Below are 20,182 nucleotides of genomic sequence, written 5' to 3' on the forward strand. Positions count from 1 at the left end.
GTAGAAGCGGGAACCCCCGTCGCTTGAGGGCGAAATCATGCGGGTGTCCGAAGAGCTCGGAATCGTTCCATGGGGCGTGACTCCGGACTCCCGGCGTCGATCGGAGAGATCGATCGAAGGGTTGATCCTGCTCTCCACGACACGATGTGACATGACAGCGCGTATTGGCGTAATTCCCGACATTCACATGCGAAGCGCCCATCGATCCGACATTCGAGATCTCCTCGAGTCGACCGTCTCGCATCTCCGACGGTTCGATCCGGACCTGGTCGTCGCCCTCGGGGACGTCATCGAGGAGGAAGACGAGCGGACCGACGTCGAACACATCGAACTCGTCGCCGAAACGCTCGCGTTCGACTGTCCTGTCCGATTTCTCGCCGGTAACCACGACTCCGAGACGCTCACACACGACCGGCTCGAGGAGGTGTTCGGCAACGAACTGTGGGGAACCCAGCGGATCGGCGACGAGAAACTGGTCTTCCTGAACACGTCGTCGCCGTGGCTCGACGGTGCACGCGGCGAGGTGACCGACGACCAGCTTGCGATGCTCCGCGAGGAGTCGGCCGCGGGAGAGCCGTTTACGATCTTCGTCCACCATCCGATCCACTACTACGACGTCTCGAACTCCTACTGGTGGTCGACCTATCCGGAACGGGCGTTTTGCGGAAACAAAAAGCGGGTGACCGACGCACTGGACCCGAAACTGGTCAAGGGAACGATCAACGGTCACACCCACGAGAACGTTCTCACGAACTACCGGGAGGTCGAACACGTCACACTCAACGCCTTCAGCAAGGAGACCAGGGAGAAGCCGATCACCGGCACGTACGCCGAGGTCGTGATCGACGACACCGTCGACGTCACGGTCAAGGTCGACGACGAACTCGTCAGACGGTACGAGTTCTGACTGTCCCGAGGACGTTCACAGCAGGTGTCTTCCGACGTCCCCGAGCGAGTCGATCACGTGATCCGGCTCGAGTTCCGACGCCGCGAGCGCGTCGTCGTCGGTCACGCCGGATCGGACGAGGACGGTTCGCATTCCGGCGCGCTCGCCCATTCGAACGTCGGTGTCCAATCGGTCGCCGATCATCACACACTCCTCGGCCTCGAGACCGAGGCGCTCGAGAGCCACCTCGATCGTCACCTCGGAGGGTTTGCCGAGAACGCGATCGATCTCCCTCCCGAGGAGGCCCTCGATCGCACCGATCACCGGTCCGCAGTCCGGTCGCTCGCCGGTTTCCGTGGGGACCGTCCGGTCGGGGTTCGTGGCGTAGACTACGACGCCGCCCGCCTCGTCGGCGGCCAGTACGTCCTCGAGCGTCCCGTAGTCGAAGGACCGATCGGTCGAGGCGAGGACGACGTCGGCTCGCGCCGGGTCCGCGACCAGGGTCACGTCGGCCGCCTCGAGTTCCGCCCGAAGCGCAGATTCGCCGATCAGGTACACCCCGTCGTCGGGGTGGTGACGGCCGAGGTACGCGGCCGCGATGCCGGCGGCGTTGAGCACGGACGCCGGTTCGGTCGGGACCCCCGCCTCGTCGAGGACCTCGGCGTACGTCGACGGACGTTTCGTCGCGTTGTTCGAGAGGAACACGGGTCTGACGCCCGCCTCCCGTAGAGTCTCGATACCCTCCGGAGCGCCAGCGATCGGCTCGCTCCCCCGGAAGACCGTCCCGTCGATGTCGACGAGCGCCCCCTCGAGCGCCGGCTCAGACACCGTCGACCACCCGTGTTCGACTCGGTGACGCCGCGTCCTCGTTCGGACGATCCTCGATGCGACTACTCGCTCGCATCGAACGGCCGATCCGTCGTGTTCTCGTTTGTACACTCATCTCTTCCTCTGTCGTTAGTCGACCACGTGAACGTCGTCGAGATCCAGCGCGAGCGAGACCACGTCGTCGGCTGAAACTTGTCGGTCGAACGAATCGAACTTGAGGGTTAGGTCGGTCCCGTCCGGGAGTTCGGCCGTCGCCTGGATTCGTTCCCCGAGATAGTGGACGTCGCGAACCTGGGCCTCGAAGCCGTCGTCGTCGACGTCGAACGCCTCCGGACGGGCGATGAGCGTCGCCTCGCCGTTGACCGCCTCGAGTCGTTCGTCCTGGACGCGCGTAAACCCGAGGTCGACACTGTCACCGTTCGCTTTCCCTCGGAGGACGTTCGAGGTGCCGATGAAGTTCGCGACGAACGTGTTCGCAGGCTGTTCGTAGACGGTGTCGGGCGTTCCGATCTGTTCGATGTGACCGTCGTTGAGCACCGCGATCCGGTCGCACATCGCCATCGCCTCCTCCTGGTCGTGAGTGACGTAGAGAGCGGTGACGCCCAGTTCCTCGAGCAAGTTGCTCATCTCGGTGCGCAGCCGGGTCTTGAGCTTCGCGTCGAGGCCGGTCATCGGTTCGTCGAGCAGAAGGATATCGGGTTCGATCGCGAGCGCGCGCGCGAGCCCGACGCGTTGCTGTTGACCGCCGGAGAGGCTCTCGGGGGAGCGGTCGCCGAGGTCGCCGATCCCGAGCATATCCAGCAGCTCCTGTGCGCGTTCGCGTCGCTCCTCCTTTCCGACGCCTTCCATCTTCAACCCGAAGGCGACGTTCGCGAGGACGCTCATGTTATTGAACAGCGCGTAGGACTGGAACACCAGTCCGACGTTTCGCTTCTCGGGTGGGACGTGCGTGACGTCTTCGCTGTCGAATCGAACAACGCCGTCGGTCGGCGTCTCGAACCCGGCGATCATCCGCAACGTTGTCGTCTTTCCACATCCTGACGGCCCGACGACGCCGAGCGTCTCGCCGTCGTGGACGGTGAAATCGAGCGATTCTACTGCAGTTTCGTCTCCGTATCGTTTGTGGAGTTTTTCGAGTGTGACTTCTGCCATGTGTTCGTGTGAAATATGTTGTTGTTCGATGAGTTAGCGGTCGGACGAAGTGCTGAACCCGCGATTCCCGACCAACTGCAGGACCGTAATCGCCGCGACCACGATCAGGAAGTACACCGAGATCGCGGCCGCCGACTGGAGGTACGGCGCGTTCGAGATGTTCTCGAACAGGAACAGCGAGAACGGTCGTGGACCTCGCGCGTACACCATGTACGTGAAGTTGAACTCGGCGGCGGCGAGCGTCCAACAGATGATACTCCCGGCGATGATCCCGTCTTTTGCGTTCGGGACGATGACAGTTAGGAACGTCCGGGGCCACGACGCGCCGAGCGATCGAGAGCTCTCCTCTAACTGCTGGAGATCCATCGACTGGAAGGAACTCTGTACGGTCAGCACCATATACGGCGACTTCAACAGCGCGTAGCCGACGATCAATCCGAGCGCCGACCCCGCGTTCTCGGGGTACGTCCGGAGGAACGCGACACCGAGGATGATACCGGGGACGAGCGGAAGGATCGCGATCGCGTTGATCCAGTCTCGCGCGAAGAAGTTGTATCTGGTAAGCGCGTATGCGATCGGCACGCCGATAATGATGTTCAGCACCATCCCGCCGGTCGCAAGCATCGCGCTGAACGCGAGACCCGGACCGACGCTCGTCTGGACGCCGTAATCGCCGAGGCCGAGGACGGTCCGCCAGTTATCGAGCGTGAAGAATCCACTGGGGAGTGCTCCTGCGGCCGACTCCGCAAAGGAGGCGACGAACGTGAACACGATCGGCACCATCAACAACAGGAGGACGAACACCATCATCCCCAGTACGACGGCCTTGGCCGTCGGGCCAGCGATCAGTCCGTCGATCCGCGCGACGACCCCTTGTCCTCCCGCTGTATCGTGAACGTCTTCGCTCATATCTCGACCACATCCGTTTCGGTGAACCGCAGACTCACGAACGTAAATGCGAGGATGAACGCGAAGTAGATCAGTCCGATCGCGCCCGCGATCTGACTGTTGAAGCCGACGGCGATCTCGCGGTCGATCCTGAGCGTGGCGACGTTCAGACTCTGGAGGACAAGCACGGTCCCGAAGATGGCGAGCGCCGATCGGAACGTCAGGATAAACGCCGCGACGACGCCCGGTCGAATCTCGGGAAGCGTGACGTGATAGAACGTCCGCAACGAGCCGGCACCGAGCGCGCGGGCTGCCTCCTCGGCGTCCGTATTGACCTCGGTGTATGTCCCACGGAGCACCATCGTCGATCGCGGGATCAGCGAGTAGACGTAGCCACAGAACAGCCCGAACACCGTCGTCGCCACCGCGATGTCAAGTGGCGAGCCACCGGTGAAGAACGCGACCGTGTGTGTGAGCAGCCCCTGTCGACCCAGCAATACGATGATCATAAACGCCACGACGATCCCGGGAAGCGCAATCGGAAACGAGATCATCGAGACGACGAAGCCCTTGAACGGGAACTCGTACTTCTCCAAGGCATGAGAGATGCCGACGCCGAAGATGACACTGGCAACCGTGGCCAGCGTCGCGAACCAGAGGGTGTTCCACGCGACGGTAAGATAGACAGATTCGGTCGCGAGCGTGTACCACGCCTCCATCGAGAACCCGGAGTTCTCGAACTGGTCAGCCGAGACGCTCATCCGAGCCATCACGACGAGCGGGATGAACGCGGCGAACGTCGCGAGGACGAAAAACGGCAGACACATCACGACGATGCGCCGCCGCTCTCGTTCCTGTTCGGTTTCGGGGCGTATCAGTGCCGTCGCGACCGCGGTAAACGTCTCTGTCTCGTGTGTTTGTGAACTCATAACCACTGAGTCGAGGTTACTGTGCACCGGGAAGCGGCGTCCGATCCATGATCTCGTCGATAATCTCGTCCTGTCTCTCGACCAGTTCTAGCTGATCGAGCGCGAACTCGGCCTCGTCGTACTCCGACTGGTCGGGGAACTCCTCGGGCTGGTCGAGTTCGTCCGCCCGGATCGGTCGCACGTAGGCGTCGAAGAATAGCTCCTGTCCCTCGAGCGAGAGGACGAAGTCCATGAATAGCTTCGCGGTATCGGGGTTCGGGGCGCCCTCGAGCAGCCCGAACCCGTACGGGACGTTCATTGCACCAGCTTCACCGTTCGGTCCCGGGAGGATCGCGATGTCGACCTGATCCTCGTCGAGTTCGTCGACGTTGTACTTGAGATTGAGGCCGGTGTAGTCGTACTCGATGACCGTCGAGATCTCCCCACTCGTGAAATCTCCCTCGACGTTCCGGCGGAAATCCGCCCCGTGTTCTTCGATCTCCTCGTGGTACTCGATGAGTGGATCGACGTTGTCGAGATCGCCACCGTATGCATTGTTGACCGACAGCGCCGAGGCGAGGCCGTTGGCAGTGTGTGGCGGCGTAAAGGCGAGGTCCTGTGCGATATCGGGGTGTTTGAGGTCTTCCCACGTCTCCGGCGGCTCGACGCCGCGTTCCTCGTAAACGTCAGGACGGTACGTCACAGCCGTCGTCATCTGTCGCGTCGACGTCAACTGGCCGTCCTCGGTCTTCAGCTCCTCCGGGACCGCGTCCCAGTTCGCCGGTTTGTACGGGGTCAAGAACCCGTCATCCATCACTTCGATCCCGAACGAGTATCCGCCGTTGTACGCAGAGTGGGTTGGATTCTGTGCGTTCGATCGGATGTGCGTCACCGCTTCACCGGACGACCGCTGGTCGTCGTGGAGGGGAACGCCGTAGCGGTCCTGGAACTGTTCCATGATGGCGTCCCAGTTCGACCATCCCGTCTGGACGCAGTAGATGTACAGTTCGTCGGGGAAATCGCTCTCGCTGATCGTCGTCTGGTAGTCGCCGTAGCCGACCTCGTACGTTTCTCCGCTTTCACCGTTTCCACCGTTTCCACCATTTCCGCCGTTTCCATTTCCGTTTCCACCGTTTCCGTCTCCAGTACAGCCAGCAAGTGCCGCGAGACCGGCCGCACCTGCACCTTTCAAAACAGTTCGTCTCGAACTTCCACGATTGAAGGGCATGTTCTCGACAGAGAAACTACTAGGATATAAAATTTGTTAATGAGAATGGTTATCACTGCTATGCTATATAGAAGTATATACTAATATGGTTCTGTGGGTTGATTAAACGGTGTAACGAACCTGTTCGAACCAGAACCGGTTCCGGTTAGTGGCGTCCCTCGCCTGCACCGCAGGGTCGAACTCGGTGGCGTGGGCCGGTTTGACCCGGCAGTGCAGGCTTGCCAAAGCACTAGTGGCACGTACCTCGACTATCGGTCGAGTCCCCTCCCGAACCCCAGCCGAAACAATAACGCCGCCGCACTCGAGAGTGGTGGACGTGACACTCGCTGGCACGTCGATCGCGCCACCGGACCTCCTGCGGCTCGTCGCGGTTCCCGTCTTCGCGTGGGTCGCGGTTCGTGACATCAAGACACGCCGGGTCTCGAGTGGCGTCTGGATTCCGCTCGCGGGCCTCGGTGGGCTCCTGCTCGTCTGGGACGGCTGGCGCGCCTGGAACGCGGGCGGTTTCGTCTGGACCCACGAGTTTCTCCTTCCAGCCGCGATCAGCCTCGGGTTTGTCGTCCCAATCGCGTACCTGTTCTGGTGGTTCGGCGGCTTCGGCGGCGCCGACGCGAAGGCGTTGATGGTGATCGCGTTGCTCTTCCCGACGTTGCCGACGTACGCCGTCGGCTCGTGGACGTTCCCGGTCGCGCCGACACCGATCGGTTCGCTCTCGTTTACGATCCTGACCAACGCCGTCGTCGTGGGGGTCGCTCTTCCGATGGTGCTGGCGATCCGAAACGCTGCAGCCGGGCGAATCGCGCCCGTCATGGTCGTCGGCTGGCCGATCCCCTGGGATCGGGTGCCGACTGCACACGGGACGCTGCTCGAGACCCCCACCGGGCTCACTCGCAGCGGACTCGACCTCGACGCCCTCCGGATGTACCTGCGCTGGCGCGGACTCTCCCTGGCGGAAATCCGCGAGTACTCGGATCAGTACCGCGATCCGTCGACGCTCCCCGAGCAACCGAATCCGCCAACGGACGGGGCCGTCACCGCCGAAGTGCGAGGCGACGGCGGGCGGGTGGAAGTCGCCGAGGACGCAGCGAGTGCACTCGAAGATGCAGAGCGGGACGAAACACCATCGTACGAGGACCCGTGGGGTGCAGAAACGTTTCTCGCGGATATCGACGGGTCGGCCTACGGGACGAAACCGGACGAACTCCGGAACGGACTCGAGGTTCTCACGGAGGCCGAGACGGTCTGGATCTCGCCGGGAACGCCGTTTCTCGTCCCGGTGTTCGTCGGAATGGTGATCGCGCTGGTGTACGGCGATCTGTTGATCGGAACGGTCCTTTAAGACCAGCCGACCGTTCGCTCGTACAGCGGCACGAGAGCGGTCCAAAACAGGACGAACGACGCGCCGACGACGACGAGCGCGAGCCACGGCGTTCCCGTTCCCGTCGGCGGGCCGGTCGTGAGCAACGCGAGGACGCCGACGAACAGAACGAAACAGACGAAGACGCTGCCGAGTTCGAGCGTCGTCGCCACGGGGTGGTCGCGAAACTGTGCGGCGAGATTGGCGATCATGCGCGGGTCTCGATCTCCTCGGCGATCGTGTCGAGTTCGTCGTCCGCGAGGTCCGGTTGATCACCCGCGATGGCGTGGATCGGACCGCCGCCGTCGCCGGCAAAGCGCGGGACGAGATGGCAGTGAACGTGTGGCACCTCCTGGCCGGCGGCTTCGCCGTTGTTGAACGCGACCGTCGTCGCGTCGGCGTCGACCGCCTCCTCGACGGCCGGGACGAGCCGATGGACCGTTGCGTACAGATCTGTCGCGATGTCCTCCGGAACATCGTTCAGCCGCTCGTACTCGTCTTTGGGGATCACCAGCGTGTGTCCCGGTGCAAGGGGGTTGACGTCGAGAAAAGCGACCGTCGACTCGTCTTCGTATACGATTCTCGCGGGGATCTCACCCTCGACGATCTGACTGAAGATCGTACTCATAGCCGTGTGTGTGTCGGCCCACCGTAAGAAGGTTACTCGAGCCGACCCGGTTTCTCGCTATAGTACCCTTCCAGCGTCGACTGCCCGGTCGAACCAACTCACGCCACCGAGTTCGACCTCGCAGTGCAGTCGTGGGACGTCACTACTACCGTTCCAAACGTCGACTGATGGGTGAAACAGGACGACCGCCATCGGTTCCACCCATCAGTTTAGGTTTGGAACGCCACTACACGCAACCGGGGAACTCCTCGCCCGTGATCTGTACCGAGTCGACCCACGGCGGCCGCTGCTCGTCGTCCTGGGTAAACCGCGAGCGCGAGTCCATGTACGCCATGATGAGCGCGCGTCGCCAGCGGTCGGTCTCGTTCGGGGCCGTGTAGTGTGGCAACAGACAGTGAGAGAACAGCGCGTCGCCGGCTTCCATCGGCACGGGGACGAGATCCTCCTCACCGTACGCCGAGTCGTCGATGACGATGTCGGTGTCGTACTCGACGGCCTCGTGCTCGAGGAGACCGTCTTTGTGCGCGCCCGGCACGACCGTCATACAGCCGTTTTCGGGCGTCGCCTCGTCGAGGGCGATCCAGACTGTGACGTGGTCCATCGGCTGGATCGGGTAGTAGGCGGCGTCCTGGTGAAATCCCTTTTCGCTGCCGACCCGCGGCGGTTTGAACATCGCGGCGCTTCGCAACAGCTTGAGATCGGGACCGAGTAGATCTTGGGCCGCCGAGACGATCGACTCGTTCTCCGCCACCTCGCGGAAGACGTCGTCGCTCTCGACCATTCCGAGCCCCTCGAACTTGCGGACGGCGTCGCCGCGTTCCTCGACGTCGCGTTCCCCACGTTCGATCGCCGGCTCGAGTTGCGAGGTGAACCCCTCGCGCTCGCGGTCGCCGTGGGTGTACTCGCGGAGCCGGCTCCGCACCCGCTCGACCACATCCGCGGAGAGTGCATCCTCGAGGACGACGTATCCCTGACGCTGGTACTGTTCGAACCCCTCGTCGCTCACCGTACTGATCGAACTCACTGGGTAGTCGTCGGTGGTATTCCAGAGTAATTGTTTCGGTTCGACCGGCGACTGGGACCTGATTCAACACCATTTCCCACGTACGGCTCCCCTGTGGCCACCGCTTGGCTTTGTATCCTCGAGAGTCTATCTGAAGTATACTCGAGTGGTACAACGGAGTGAAACAGTTTATACGTATCGGGAAGAGTCCCCCATCTAATGGGGACAGAAGGAGTTTCACACGAATCGACCGCGACGAGGCGGCAAACCGTCGGACGATACCTCTCGAAGATGGGGCCGGCGTGGCTCGCCGGTGCGATCGCGGCCGGTCCGGCGACGATGGCGAGTGTCATCACCGCCGGTGCGGCCTTCGAGTACGCACTGCTGTGGGTCGTCATCGCGTCGGCAGTACTGGGGACGACGGCCCAGTATCTCTCGATGCGGCTCGGATTACTCACCGAGGCGGGCATCGTCGGCGTCGTCGAAGAGCACATCGGCGAGTTCTGGGCCTGGGTGCTCGTGATCGACGCGGTACTTGCATCTGGTCTCGCACAGATCGTGATCATGAAAACGCTCGCGGACGTCAGTGCCGCAATCACCGGTGTCGACGCCCGTCTCTGGGGGGTAGCCTGGGCGGCGATCCTCGCGATCGGGTTAGCCGTCGGTGGCTATTCGATCGCCGAACTCGGCGCGAAGGTGATCGTCTCGGCCGTCGTCCTCGCGTTCGTCGCGTCGGTGTTCGTCGTGCCGATCGATCCGGGGGCCGCCGCCACCGGACTGGTTCCCGTGATTCCCGACGGACTGAGCGGCGCTCTGATCGCCGCCGGCGTCCTCGGTGGCGCGGTTCACATCACGCTCGTGACGATGCACACCTACACCCTGCGCGCCCGCGGCTGGACGCGCGAGGAGTACGACCTCGGGCTGTTCGACGTCGGCGCATCGATGCTCGTCGCCTTTGGCATCTTCAGTCTCGCAACCTTCCTCGTCGCGGCGAGCGTCCTCCACACCCCGGATCTGGTCGCAGCCGAACTCGACGCCGCTGCGGCCGCCGAGGCGCTCGGTCCACTCGCCGGTGAGTACGCACAGTGGCTCTTCTTGCTCGGACTGTGGGGGGCGGCGATCTCGACGCTCGGTGCGAACACCGTCGTCCCACCGTATCTCCTGGCCGACAAATTCGGCTGGGAGGCCGACGTCTCCGACGCCCGTTTCAAAGTCGCCATCGTCGCCGTCGCCGCTGTGGGTGCAGTCGGCGCGTTCCTCGAGGGGGCGTTCTTCCCGCTTCTCGTGCTCGTCCTCGCGTTCGGTCTGATCGGAACGCCGTTCGCACTCGTCGTCGTCCTTTACCTATTGAACCACCCGGACGCGGTTCCGGAGCCGAACCCTCGGCTCGCGAACGTCGGTGGGATCATCCTCGTCGGCGTCGCCGCGGTCACGGCCGGTTCGTTCGTCCGCGACGAACTCACGGTCGTCGCGAGCGATCCGCTCTCCACGTCGGGATTCGTCGTCACGTTCGCAGTCGTGATGACCGTCGCGACGGCCGGATTGATCGGAAAGTACGTGCTGGCCGTCCGAACACGATCCGACTGATTCGGTCGCGAACGCTCTCGGCTCGAACGTGCGGTACGGCCGAAGACTCGAGAGCCGGTGGTACGAGCGATCAGGTCGTCCGGAGCGTATCCGTACTCGGCTCGTAGACCTCGCCTTTCTGCTTTAACTTCTCGATCTCGTGTTCGGCCTTCGAGTGGTCCATCCCGATATCTTCGGCGCGCTCGAGGACGATGTCGACCGGGGCCCCATCGTCGTACTCGTCTTCGATCTCCCCGATCAGCCCTTTCAGATTCTTGATCCGGTCGCGCTGGGACTTCGACGTTCCCGCTTCGACGATGTCGGCGTCGAACTCGCCGGTCTCGGGATCGACACCGATGTCCTGGAGACAGGTGCGAACGATCTCGATCACCCGCTCGGCGTCCGCCTGCTCGACCGTATCCGAGAGCCGAACCCGAGCGCTGGCCTCCGACAGTCGGACAAGCGCCTCGAGTTTTCGTGCCGTCACCGGCACCGGCGCGTCCTCGTCGGCCCCCTTCGAGCGCAGGTCGACGTAGAACTCCTGGATCGTCTCGCGGGCCTCTTCGGTCATTCGCGGATGGCAGTTTTGCTTGGCGAACGCGATGTACTTGCGTAGGAGTTCGGCATCGATATCCGGATCGACCGTCTCGGTCATCTCGTCGATCTCGTCTTGACTCACGTCGAGCGATGGCATGTGCTCGCGTTGGGTCGTCAACTCGCCGGCGTAGTTGGTCGTGAGGATGTGCTCGGCGAGGTTCCTGTCTTTTTCCTCGTCAGGCTGGTCCGTGACGGTGAAAATCAGGTCGAACCGCGAGATCAACGCCGGCTCCAAGTCGATCTGTTCGCCGATCGGCTCGTACTGGTCGAACCGGCCGTACTTGGGGTTCGCCGCACCGAGCAGTGAACACCGGGATTGAAGAGTTGCATTAATTCCGGCCTTGCTTACGGATATTTTTTGCTGCTCGAGGGCCTCGTGCATGGCCGACCGATCTTCAGACCTCATTTTATCTAGTTCGTCGACCGCCGCAATTCCCTGATCGGCGAGAACCAGGGCACCGGCCTCGAGCGTCCACTGCTGTCCATCACCGAAGTCGTCGCGAACGGCGGCAGCCGTGTTGTGAGTGACGACGCCGTTTGCGACGAAGTTGTGTGTCTCTGGGACGGTGAGGTCGAACACTTCCTTCTCGCCAGTATCGACGGCGGCGACGACCTCGTCCCAGCACAGATCGGCTTCGACTGCTTCTTCGACGATCGGTTCCGCCCCTCCGAGTTCGACGTCGGCGAGCATCCGTCTGGCTCGCTCGCGACCCGGGTTGTCGCCCCGATTGATATTCATATAGTACTCGCCGGCGGCGGCGTCGACCGTCGCGAGCGCCCCGCCGTCCGGCATCTTCTCCCCGCGCCGGACAGCATCGCCGACGATACCGTCGAGCGCTGCCTGTTTTTCCGGACAGCCGAATCCGATCGCGTCGGCGAATCGGTCGATGTCTCGACCGTAGCACTCGAGATGATACTGGACGTGCTGTGACTCGGTCTCTTGACCGTTTTCGAGGACGGTGACGCCACGGTAATCGCGCTCACGAACGCGGGATCGAACACCGTGCGTCTCGAGCATGAGTTGGACCTGGCGTGCAAACTCCTCGCTGATCGTCGAGAGGTGGATGCTCGAGCCGCCGTTAGTCCGTGCGGAGACGGAGCCATCCGCGTCCATCAGTCCACGGAGGAAGGCGTCGGCGTGTTCCGAGGTCGTCAGCGCGGGATCGAGTTCGAGGTTCTCCTTCGGTGTCACCATCCCGACGTTCGCGACGAATCGGGCGATGGTCGCGCTGTGGATCCGGATACACGGGGCTTTGCCGTCCTGATACTCGATCTCGGGGCGTTTGTCGAACGTATCGTCGACGATTTCGGTCGCGCGCTCCAGGATCGCCTCGTCGCTGTTGGTGATTCGAACGTGTCCCCGATTCTCACCGCGTCGAGAGAGCATGATGTCGCCATCGCCGAAGATGAGTCCGAGTAGATAGCAGAGATCGTCGTCGAACTCGTCGGGGAGATCGATGCTGTCCCCGTGACGAAGCATTGCCCGATCGATCGAGAGGTCGTCAAGTTCGAGATCGATCGCATCGAGTATTCGCTCGAGACGATCCAGTGGAACGTGTCGATTCCGTATCGTGTCGTAGACGAAACCCTCGGGGAAATCGAGCGCCGCAGCCGCTTCGCGGAGCGTTCCGAACCCCTCACAGAGCCGACGTCGGACGAGAACGATCGACTCGTCGGCGAGCTTCAGTTTCTCGTTAGTGAACTCGAGATACTCCTCGATCGGTGGCGTCGAACGGTCGACGTCGTCGTACTCCGGGACGGCGACGTACTCGCCGGCTTCGACCTCGGCGATCGGTTTCCACTCGAAGCCGTCGTCACCACAGGTCAACACTGGCGTATTTCGTGACGCTTCGAGTTCCTTTCCTCGAGCCGTCTCGATCCGACGGCACTGTTTCGGCGGCATCCGCCAGACGTGTGACGTCGCTCGCGTCTCGAGCGAGCCGCTGTCACGATCGAACGTGTAGAGATCGATCTCGTCCTCGACTGCCGTTTCGGCATCGACCGGCTCCGGAAGCCGATCGGTGACGATGTCTCGAATTCGCTGGAAGCCGTCGTCGGTGTGGACGAGCGTGTCTCCGGTCACACAGAGACCGGCCGAAGACGAACCCTTACCGGAAGTGTAGACGGACCGCGGGGCGATATTCTGGATGTACCCCAGCATCTGGGAGTTGTGCGAGACGACGCCGTTCGAGACGTAGTTGTGCGTGCCAGCGATCTCGAGGTCGTATACCCAGTCGTAGTCGGGCTCGAGCGATTCGATCGAGACGATGCGATCGGTGTCTGTGGACTGGTGTTCGATCACCGCCCCACCGTCGGCCAGCGCGTCGGTAGCGGTTGACTGGGAAACGGGTTTCCGTCCCGTGTTCGTGACAGCGACCCGATCGCCGGTCGACAGCCGGTCGGCACGAACCGCCCGAAAACCGTCGGGGGTCGGACAGAACAACGGATGCGACGGCGTCACCTCGAGTTCTCGTCCGCTCGAGGTTCGAATTCGATACATTCGCTCGGGCGCTTCGCGTTTCCAGACTTTCGTCGCACGCTGTGGTGCGATCGATCCGCCGTCTTGCAATGACGGCACCGCGAGATCGATCTCGTCCCACCAGCCGTCGTCGATCGGCTTCGGGTCCTCGAGATTGGACTCGACGATTTCACGTATCGGGACGTCACGCCCGTCTGCGAGTGTGACTTTCGTATCGCCGCGAACGCACTTCCCGGTACCCGGATCCCCGATCAGGAGCATGTGCAGATCTCCACGAATCCTCGAGCCGTCGGGTAACTGCTTCGTCACGCCGGAGAAGAGCTGGAGGATCATCGCGAGTTTCTCCTGGTCGTAGCCGTAGATCGAAGGGGCGATAGAGGCGATCATTCGGTCATAAACCACCTCTTCGTTCGAGAGTTCGTAGATCCGCTTTTTGTCCTCGTCGGTGATGTTCATGTCCTCGAACTGCTCTTCTTCGACCTTGACGGACATTCCTTCCATGTAGAAGTCGAAGACGGGTGATTTGTCCTGACCGTCTCCCTGTTGCTCTAAGCGAAGGACGCCGGTGGCGGAGACGTTGTCGCCGGGGGTGACCTCGCCGGTGATGTCGTCTTCGATGTGGACGTCGAGGGACTGGGGAGTCTCACCGCCGCGCAGTCCCTCGGGGCTCTCCTGGATGCGGAGTTTCTGTGAGTCGACGAACTCCGATTGGTCGAAGTTGACCTGAAACGGGCCCTGGCGTTCACAGCCCTGGCACTCGTGGGGTTCCTGAAAGTCGCCGCTCGACTGTGGTATCCGGTTGAGCGTCCCACAGAGCTGACACTCGAAGGCGGCCTCCTCGATTTTGGGTCTGACGTCGGTCGCCTTGCGAACGATGCCACGAACCTGAACGAGGGAGTTCATGTTGCGGGCGCGGATCTCCCTGATCTCCGGCGATTCGGTCCCTGGAAGGTTTTGAATTCGAACGTGGGCTTGCCCGAGACTGACGTCGATCGGGAGGTCGTACAGCCGAAGCGCCTCCTCCGCGTAGCGTTGGAGCTGTTCGGGCTGATTGAGGAAGTCGTCCGCGAGGTCAGGGTCGAATCGGTAGAGATCCTGCCAGTCGATCGAGAGCGACCGCTGTTCGTTCGGGTATCGCTGCGCAAGCTGTTTGATCTCGTTGTCGTAGTAGTTGCGGAAGAACTGCTCGAATGCGTCGACGAGTTCCGTATTTCCCGCTTGCGCCATTGCAGTGGTATACGGCTTCCATCGCGTATAAATGGTGGCAAAGCGGGGCGAAACTGATCGTCCTCGGGCCGCGTCGACCGGTCGCTCACACGCCGGGCCCTGTACTCCCTCGACCGGACTGCGGCCTCGATTGTTTCAATTATTCCTGATCGTATATATCTGCACCCAACATGCTTTGGGATCGAGGACCATCTCGGTCGAAGACACGTCAACTATAGTCACAACTGAAACGATTCACACACCGATTGCCGATCCATCTGGCGATCGGGTGTGCATTGACGTTCAGTGGCTACTATAGAGCGACAGTCACCCAACCTGATCGACGCGAATCGACGTCGAGTCGGTGTCGGTTTTCCCGACCGCGTCGACCACCGTCACCGACGGTTCGGACTCGCCGGTATCGGGGGTGTACCGGGTCGTCGATTCGTTCGTCACTCGATCGGTCGATCCGTCGCCGTCGACGTCCCAGCGATACTCGGCGACGCCCGCCGGAACGTCGCTGTCGCCGGCCTCGAGGGTCACCGGCGTTCCCTCGAGCAGCCACTCGCGGTTGCTCGAGAGGGCAGCCTCGGGCGGAGGAGTCTCGAGGACGACCGTCTCGGTGCGGTTCTCGCCCGTGACGGTGACGTTTCGGCCGGCGGATTCGTCGACGTGTGGGCCGTCGGCTGGCGGTTCGACGACGACGCTGGTGGGCCCCGACAGCGCGACGCCGGGAACGTCGTCCTCGCCGACCGACAGTGCGCCGTCGGATCCGGTCTCGGCCGTCGCCGTCAGGTGCTCGTGTTCTCCCCGATGGCCGACGCGAACGGTCGCGTTCGGAACGGACTCGTTCCGTTCGTCGACGACACGGACGTCGAGTCGCTTCGCCTCCGGTTCGGTTCCCGGCGTGCCGATCGTCCGCGGTTCCCCGTCGTTGCCCGCCGAGGCGACCACGACGGCACCGCTGTCGACCGCCCACGCGATGCTCTCGGCGATCCGTTCCTCGTCTGTTCCGCCGAAATCGAGGCTCAACAGGACGACGTCGGCGTCCGCGTCGTCGACGGCGTACTCGATCCCCGATGCGATCCGGTCGGCGTCGCCGTCGCCCTCCGCTCGGAGAACCCGGACGTCGACGAGATCGACGCCCGGTGCGACGCCGACGTGCTGGCCGTCGCTCGCCTCGCCGGTTCCCGCGAGGACGCCCGCGACGTGAGTGCCGTGACCGTACTCGTCGCGTTCCCCGCTGCCCGCAGCCTCCGTGAGGTCGATCCTGTCGACGACGGTCCCCTCGAGGTCGGGGTGGTCGTCGTCGATCCCCGTATCGAGGACCGCCACGGTGATCGACTCCGCCGATCGATCGTCCTGGTTCCAGTCGGCGGAGCCGCGATCGGACGTCGATCCGGCCGAGTCGGCGTCGCCGGTCGATTCACCGTCGGTCGGCGAGAGCGTCGATCCGTCTGTGCCGACGTCGACGACCGGTACCGCGACCAGAGCGACCACCGGCACGACGAGTGCGACGGCTGTCGCGACGACGAGGAGGGACCGGGTGGAGAGCATACTGGGGGGGTTACGTAGACGCGGTGAGCAGTACGTGAACAAAAGAGTAAAGACACCATAACAGTTTCCTCCGGAAGAAACGCCAGATGCCGGAGACAGTTAGGGATTATCGTCGCGACTATTGGCGGGGACGAACTCGATGATTCGGGACGTCGACTGCCGGGCTCACCGTCCCCCCTCGAGTGACGACATCGGGGACCCGATCGTGGTCTCTACGGTCGGCTCACGTCCGCCAGTCTCGACCGCGGCCAGCCACTCGTCGACGGTGATCGTCCGTTCGTCGCCCGCATCTCGAGGCTCCGTCCGCGGGATCACGCCCCGAACGTCGGCGGCTTCGGACGGCGGGCCGTCGTACAGCGCAAGTGCCACGACCGGAACCCGAATCCGTTCGTCGGCCGCGGGTTTGGAGTCGACGACGAACCGGGACGTCGGCCGACTCTCGCGTCGAAATCCGGGCTCGAGCGAGCACCCGTGTCGTTCGGCCCACCGTTCGAACTCGCGGAGGAGGTCGTCCCGACTCGTTCGCTCCGCAGCGCCGGCCACGGCGTGGCGCTCCGGGGGCCAGTGGTCGATTCGACAGCCGGCGAGTCGTCCCTCCTCGCTGAGACGGCGGAGTCGGTCGGTGACGGTTTCGACCGTGCCGGCGATCGAACCGGGGAGATGCGAGCGCACGTAACAGACGACGTGACACTCCGCCGGCGGGTCGAACGCCGTCTCGGCCGTCGCCGTCTCACCGGCTGGCATACCCACCCTCCGTGCGCCGAGCGTACTTCCTCGAGACGAGCGACTCGAGCGTCGGAAGGAGCGTGAGTTTCGAGAGCCCCAGTAATCGCTGGAGTTCTCTCAGTGTCGCCTCACCGGTCGCGTAAAGCGCGACGTAGACGAGTTTGGCCTGTGGTGAGGCAAGATCGTCCGGTACTGCAAGATTCTGTTCACTCGTGGACATCATAGCCAGCCAAGACGGCAACGAGTTGCAACATAAAGGTTGGGTGAGTGACCTGTTCACACTACCCGCTGTCCGTCAGCGCCGGTGGGCCTGCGATCCGCTCTGCGAGGCCGCGGGAGATCGATACAGCAATCGGTCTCAGTAGACAGCGGTCCTGATCAGTCGGCTTCGTTGGCTTCGATCGACGAGCCGGCGGACGCAGTTCCGCCGAGTCGGCTCGCCCACGACGACGAGACGACGGGTGCGAGCGCGAGAAATGCCATGAAACCGACGAACGCCAGGAGGGCGACGGTCGCGACGACAGCGATCGCGCTGGCCGGGTCGGACGGGACGATACTCGATGCGACGAGACTGGCGAGAGTCATCTGTGTTCAGTACCCGATCGTCAGTCCCTGCATATGAGGGTTACTGAATCGATCGACCATCCGCCGATATCGGGCGCGTCGAGCCCTGTAAGGTGTCAACTAGGGACACGGTGACGTCGCCCGAGCTACAGCCGACGGACGGCCCCGATCGCACTCGAGAGCGGCGGGGCGTCGAAGAACTCCCGTCCGGTGTACGCGTTTGCCCCGGCACAGTACATATCGTGGGCGACGGTCAGAACGGCGTCCTCGAGTGGGTCGGGGTCGGTCGTACAGAGGGTTCGCCAGTCGGCGACGCCTTCGCGTTTGGCTTCGGCTTTCGCCGCTTCGACGGACTGGACCCACTCCGGTTGCGTGCGCTTGTGATACTGCCGGAGGACTTCCTTGGAGAGTTGCGTTCCCTCGTAGCTAAACCGGTTCTCGTCGAAGGTGCCGACGACGTCGGCGACGCGAATCTCGCCGTCGACGTAGAGACACTCGATTTTTCCGTCTTGATGGTCGAGGCCGGCGGACTCGGCTTGCTCGGTGATCACGCGGTTGACCTCCCGTGCCAGCGACTCGAGGTCGTCAACGTCGGCCAGGCCAGCAATCGAGTCGGCCTCCGCCCGCTCGAGGTAGCGGTCGCTCTCCTCGTATTTCGTGGAGAACTCGACGATCGGCTCCGCCAGATCGACGGCTTCCGCCGGCCAGCCGTCGAGCTCGAGTCCGTGATCGGCCGGCTCGGTGCGTCGGCGAAGGCTCGACCCCTCCGGAACGCGGTTACGAAAGACGATCTCGAGTGGGATCAGATAGTTCTCGCCGGCGGCGTCGTGATAGTGGTCGTAATCGTACTCCCGGCCCTCGTTCGGAAGCTCGGGCACCTGCGTGAGATCGATCGCCATCTCGACCGGCGGTTCGTCGACGGCCTCGAGGGCGACGACCTCGCCGTCGGCAGCGTCCCGTTCGACGACGCCACGGTAGTGGGTCGGGATATCCGCCGACTCGAGCAACTCGAAGTTGAACGCGCCCATCGTACAGAGACTTGCACCCTTCTCGGGGATGCGGTCCGGCATCTTGCCCCAGTCGAACACCGAGTAGTCGTCGGTGAAGACGAACGCACCTTGCCCGAGTGACTCCGCGGTGGGTTCGGTTTCGACTCGAAACTCCTTGACGCTCGTCACCGACGCCACCCCGCTCCGGAACGATCGCGGTCGTTCATATTCGCATTCGCGAGGCGGTCCCCCAAGAAGGTTTCAGTATCGGTTCCAGCCAGCCACAGTCACGACGTAAATTATCCGCCAGCGGCCACGAAAGTATCGAAATTCACGGAACCGTTTATAAGTGGGGCCACAACTGATTTTATAACATAGTGGAACGTTTTCGGAAATGCCACGGCCACCACGACTCGGTCCGGACGGCACTCGGAAGCGGCTGTCCGAACTGAAACAGCGGATTTTCGACGGCATTCGAGAGCGGATTCCCTCGACCACGACCGATGCCAGCAGCGATCGAGACGGGTCGGGCGGTGATCCGAAGAGTTCCGACGGCAGTCCGTCGATGCTGTCACGGGTCGTTCCCGATCGAATTCGACGAAGTTACGTCGCCAAGTTCGGTATCGGTATTCTCCTCGCGGTGGTACTGATCTCTCTCGTCTCGGGGTTTTTCTATCTCGACATCTCGAACCAGATCACCGAGAACTCCCAGGACGAAATCCAGATGGCAGCCGAGTTCGAAGCGGAAGAGCTCGGTAACGAACTGGGCGGATACGAGCAGACGGCACAGATGCTCGCGAACAACGAGCGGATCGTCGACCGTTCGGATCACCGGATTCAGCTAACCTTAGAAAACGAGCACATCCGCGGGCCGGACAGCATCCACTCCATACACCACGTCGACCTCGAGACGGATACGATCACCCAGAGTACGAACGAAGACGACATCGGAACCGACGTCACCGAACTCGATCTGACCGTGCACACCCGAACCCGCGGCGCGGCGACCGAGCACGCGTACGAAGATATCGTCGTTATGCGACTCGATTCGACGTATACGGACACGTTCGAATACAACGGGGAGGACGTCGTCGCGTTCATCAGTCCGGTCGACCACTCCGATAGCAACGGCGCGATCATGATCCTCGTCTCGGCGTCCGAACTGGCCGACGGATTCGACAGTACGGACGAAGATAGCCACGTCGAGGTCGTCGATTACGGAGAAAACGACGTGTTGCTTTCCCAGAACGACGAACAACTCTACTCGACGTACCGGGACGGAACTGCCGACGAGGTCATCCAACGAGGGGCGGACGAACCGGGAGCAGTCGAGTTCGACGACACCGACGAAGTCGCCGGATACGCACTGGTGCCGGGGACAGACTGGGTGTTGGTTACGCACACAACCCAGTCGAACGCATATGCACTCGCCGACAACGTCGCAACGTCGTTGATCGCACTCATCGGAGTCTCGGTTGCGACCCTCCTCGTCATCGGTGCAACTGTCGGCCGATCGACCGCGAGTACCCTCGGAGATCTGGCTGACGACGCCACCGCACTCTCGGACGGCGATACCGACGTCGAGATCACCACCGACGGCCGAATCGACGAAATCGGGCA

Annotated in this window: 18 protein-coding genes; 4 read left to right on the forward strand and 14 right to left on the reverse strand. The window is 62.7% G+C overall.

Features of this window, described 5'->3' with window-relative positions:
- The first annotated feature begins 151 nt into the window (after positions 1-151).
- Positions 152-907, forward strand: coding sequence for a metallophosphoesterase family protein (locus FYC77_RS01985; protein WP_162354464.1), 756 nt, complete (start codon positions 152-154; stop codon positions 905-907).
- Between the two features lie 15 nt (positions 908-922).
- Here the strand turns inward: FYC77_RS01985 and FYC77_RS01990 are convergent, their stop codons facing one another.
- From FYC77_RS01990 to FYC77_RS02010, 5 genes are all read right to left on the reverse strand, one after another.
- The gene (locus tag FYC77_RS01990; RefSeq protein ID WP_149079803.1) at positions 923-1,714 is read right to left on the reverse strand and encodes an HAD-IIA family hydrolase; all 792 of its coding nucleotides are present in this window, start codon (positions 1,712-1,714) and stop codon (positions 923-925) included.
- 129 nt (positions 1,715-1,843) lie between these two features.
- On the reverse strand, positions 1,844-2,866 hold the full coding sequence (locus tag FYC77_RS01995; RefSeq protein ID WP_149079804.1) for an ABC transporter ATP-binding protein: 1,023 nt from the start codon (positions 2,864-2,866) through the stop codon (positions 1,844-1,846).
- A 33-nt stretch (positions 2,867-2,899) separates the two neighbouring features.
- A complete protein-coding gene (locus tag FYC77_RS02000) occupies positions 2,900-3,676 on the reverse strand; it encodes an ABC transporter permease (protein WP_394349010.1) in 777 nt (258 codons plus the stop codon).
- A gap of 95 nt (positions 3,677-3,771) precedes the next feature.
- Complete coding sequence (locus FYC77_RS02005; protein WP_238386773.1) at positions 3,772-4,683, reverse strand: ABC transporter permease; 912 nt, start codon at positions 4,681-4,683, stop codon at positions 3,772-3,774.
- A gap of 16 nt (positions 4,684-4,699) precedes the next feature.
- Positions 4,700-5,890: an extracellular solute-binding protein gene (locus tag FYC77_RS02010; RefSeq protein ID WP_149079806.1), complete on the reverse strand. Its 1,191-nt coding sequence runs from the start codon at positions 5,888-5,890 to the stop codon at positions 4,700-4,702.
- 316 nt (positions 5,891-6,206) lie between these two features.
- On the opposite strand from FYC77_RS02010, the gene FYC77_RS02015 reads away from it, so the two are divergent.
- A complete protein-coding gene (locus tag FYC77_RS02015) occupies positions 6,207-7,229 on the forward strand; it encodes an A24 family peptidase (protein ID WP_149079807.1) in 1,023 nt (340 codons plus the stop codon).
- On the opposite strand, the gene FYC77_RS02020 is transcribed toward FYC77_RS02015, so the two are convergent.
- The 3 genes from FYC77_RS02020 to FYC77_RS02030 all read right to left on the reverse strand — a co-directional run bounded on the left by FYC77_RS02020 (position 7,226) and on the right by FYC77_RS02030 (position 8,899).
- On the reverse strand, positions 7,226-7,459 hold the full coding sequence (locus FYC77_RS02020; RefSeq protein WP_149079808.1) for a hypothetical protein: 234 nt from the start codon (positions 7,457-7,459) through the stop codon (positions 7,226-7,228). The genes FYC77_RS02015 and FYC77_RS02020 overlap by 4 nt on opposite strands.
- Positions 7,456-7,875: an HIT family protein gene (locus tag FYC77_RS02025; RefSeq protein WP_149079809.1), complete on the reverse strand. Its 420-nt coding sequence runs from the start codon at positions 7,873-7,875 to the stop codon at positions 7,456-7,458. Before FYC77_RS02025 ends, FYC77_RS02020 begins: the two co-directional genes overlap by 4 nt.
- Before the next feature lie 226 nt (positions 7,876-8,101).
- A complete protein-coding gene (locus tag FYC77_RS02030) occupies positions 8,102-8,899 on the reverse strand; it encodes a phytanoyl-CoA dioxygenase family protein (protein WP_202911753.1) in 798 nt (265 codons plus the stop codon).
- A 198-nt stretch (positions 8,900-9,097) separates the two neighbouring features.
- Between FYC77_RS02030 and FYC77_RS02035 the strand changes: the two genes are divergently transcribed.
- Positions 9,098-10,465 carry an NRAMP family divalent metal transporter gene (locus tag FYC77_RS02035; protein ID WP_149079810.1) on the forward strand — a complete coding sequence of 456 codons (1,368 nt, stop codon included), beginning with the start codon at positions 9,098-9,100 and terminating at the stop codon, positions 10,463-10,465.
- Between the two features lie 70 nt (positions 10,466-10,535).
- Here the strand turns inward: FYC77_RS02035 and FYC77_RS02040 are convergent, their stop codons facing one another.
- The 6 genes from FYC77_RS02040 to FYC77_RS02065 form a co-directional block, all read right to left on the reverse strand.
- Entirely contained in the window at positions 10,536-14,747 is a 4,212-nt protein-coding gene (locus tag FYC77_RS02040; protein WP_149079811.1) for an LAGLIDADG family homing endonuclease, read from the reverse strand.
- A gap of 306 nt (positions 14,748-15,053) precedes the next feature.
- Positions 15,054-16,283: a S8 family serine peptidase gene (locus FYC77_RS02045; RefSeq protein ID WP_149079812.1), complete on the reverse strand. Its 1,230-nt coding sequence runs from the start codon at positions 16,281-16,283 to the stop codon at positions 15,054-15,056.
- 165 nt (positions 16,284-16,448) lie between these two features.
- A complete protein-coding gene (locus tag FYC77_RS02050; RefSeq protein ID WP_149079813.1) occupies positions 16,449-17,027 on the reverse strand; it encodes an HTH domain-containing protein in 579 nt (192 codons plus the stop codon).
- A complete protein-coding gene (locus FYC77_RS02055) occupies positions 17,014-17,229 on the reverse strand; it encodes a MarR family transcriptional regulator (protein ID WP_149079847.1) in 216 nt (71 codons plus the stop codon). Before FYC77_RS02055 ends, FYC77_RS02050 begins: the two co-directional genes overlap by 14 nt.
- Before the next feature lie 158 nt (positions 17,230-17,387).
- Positions 17,388-17,594 (reverse strand): hypothetical protein, encoded by a 207-nt coding sequence (locus FYC77_RS02060; RefSeq protein WP_149079814.1) that lies wholly within the window; start codon positions 17,592-17,594, stop codon positions 17,388-17,390.
- Positions 17,595-17,719: 125 nt separating this feature from the next.
- A complete protein-coding gene (locus tag FYC77_RS02065) occupies positions 17,720-18,751 on the reverse strand; it encodes a phosphoribosylaminoimidazolesuccinocarboxamide synthase (RefSeq protein ID WP_149079815.1) in 1,032 nt (343 codons plus the stop codon).
- A gap of 205 nt (positions 18,752-18,956) precedes the next feature.
- On the opposite strand from FYC77_RS02065, the gene FYC77_RS02070 reads away from it, so the two are divergent.
- On the forward strand, positions 18,957-20,182 hold a 1,226-nt coding region (locus tag FYC77_RS02070; protein ID WP_202911754.1), incomplete at its 3' end, for a cache domain-containing protein.

Source organism: Natrialba swarupiae (genome assembly GCF_008245225.1).
Classification (GTDB): Archaea; Halobacteriota; Halobacteria; order Halobacteriales; family Natrialbaceae; genus Natrarchaeobius; species Natrarchaeobius swarupiae.

What these genes read in the sequence shown, in the direction of transcription:
- FYC77_RS01985 (WP_162354464.1), top strand. Translation starts at nt 152, where the DNA reads ATGACAGCGCGTATTGGCGTAATTCCCGACATTCACATGCGAAGCGCC.
- FYC77_RS01995 (WP_149079804.1), bottom strand. Translation starts at nt 2,866, where the DNA reads ATGGCAGAAGTCACACTCGAAAAACTCCACAAACGATACGGAGACGAA.
- FYC77_RS02000 (WP_394349010.1), bottom strand. Translation starts at nt 3,676, where the DNA reads ATGATGGTGTTCGTCCTCCTGTTGTTGATGGTGCCGATCGTGTTCACG.
- FYC77_RS02005 (WP_238386773.1), bottom strand. Translation starts at nt 4,683, where the DNA reads ATGAGTTCACAAACACACGAGACAGAGACGTTTACCGCGGTCGCGACG.
- FYC77_RS02010 (WP_149079806.1), bottom strand. Translation starts at nt 5,890, where the DNA reads ATGCCCTTCAATCGTGGAAGTTCGAGACGAACTGTTTTGAAAGGTGCA.
- FYC77_RS02020 (WP_149079808.1), bottom strand. Translation starts at nt 7,459, where the DNA reads ATGATCGCCAATCTCGCCGCACAGTTTCGCGACCACCCCGTGGCGACG.
- FYC77_RS02025 (WP_149079809.1), bottom strand. Translation starts at nt 7,875, where the DNA reads ATGAGTACGATCTTCAGTCAGATCGTCGAGGGTGAGATCCCCGCGAGA.
- FYC77_RS02035 (WP_149079810.1), top strand. Translation starts at nt 9,098, where the DNA reads ATGGGGACAGAAGGAGTTTCACACGAATCGACCGCGACGAGGCGGCAA.
- FYC77_RS02040 (WP_149079811.1), bottom strand. Translation starts at nt 14,747, where the DNA reads ATGGCGCAAGCGGGAAATACGGAACTCGTCGACGCATTCGAGCAGTTC.
- FYC77_RS02045 (WP_149079812.1), bottom strand. Translation starts at nt 16,283, where the DNA reads ATGCTCTCCACCCGGTCCCTCCTCGTCGTCGCGACAGCCGTCGCACTC.
- FYC77_RS02050 (WP_149079813.1), bottom strand. Translation starts at nt 17,027, where the DNA reads ATGCCAGCCGGTGAGACGGCGACGGCCGAGACGGCGTTCGACCCGCCG.
- FYC77_RS02055 (WP_149079847.1), bottom strand. Translation starts at nt 17,229, where the DNA reads ATGTCCACGAGTGAACAGAATCTTGCAGTACCGGACGATCTTGCCTCA.
- FYC77_RS02060 (WP_149079814.1), bottom strand. Translation starts at nt 17,594, where the DNA reads ATGACTCTCGCCAGTCTCGTCGCATCGAGTATCGTCCCGTCCGACCCG.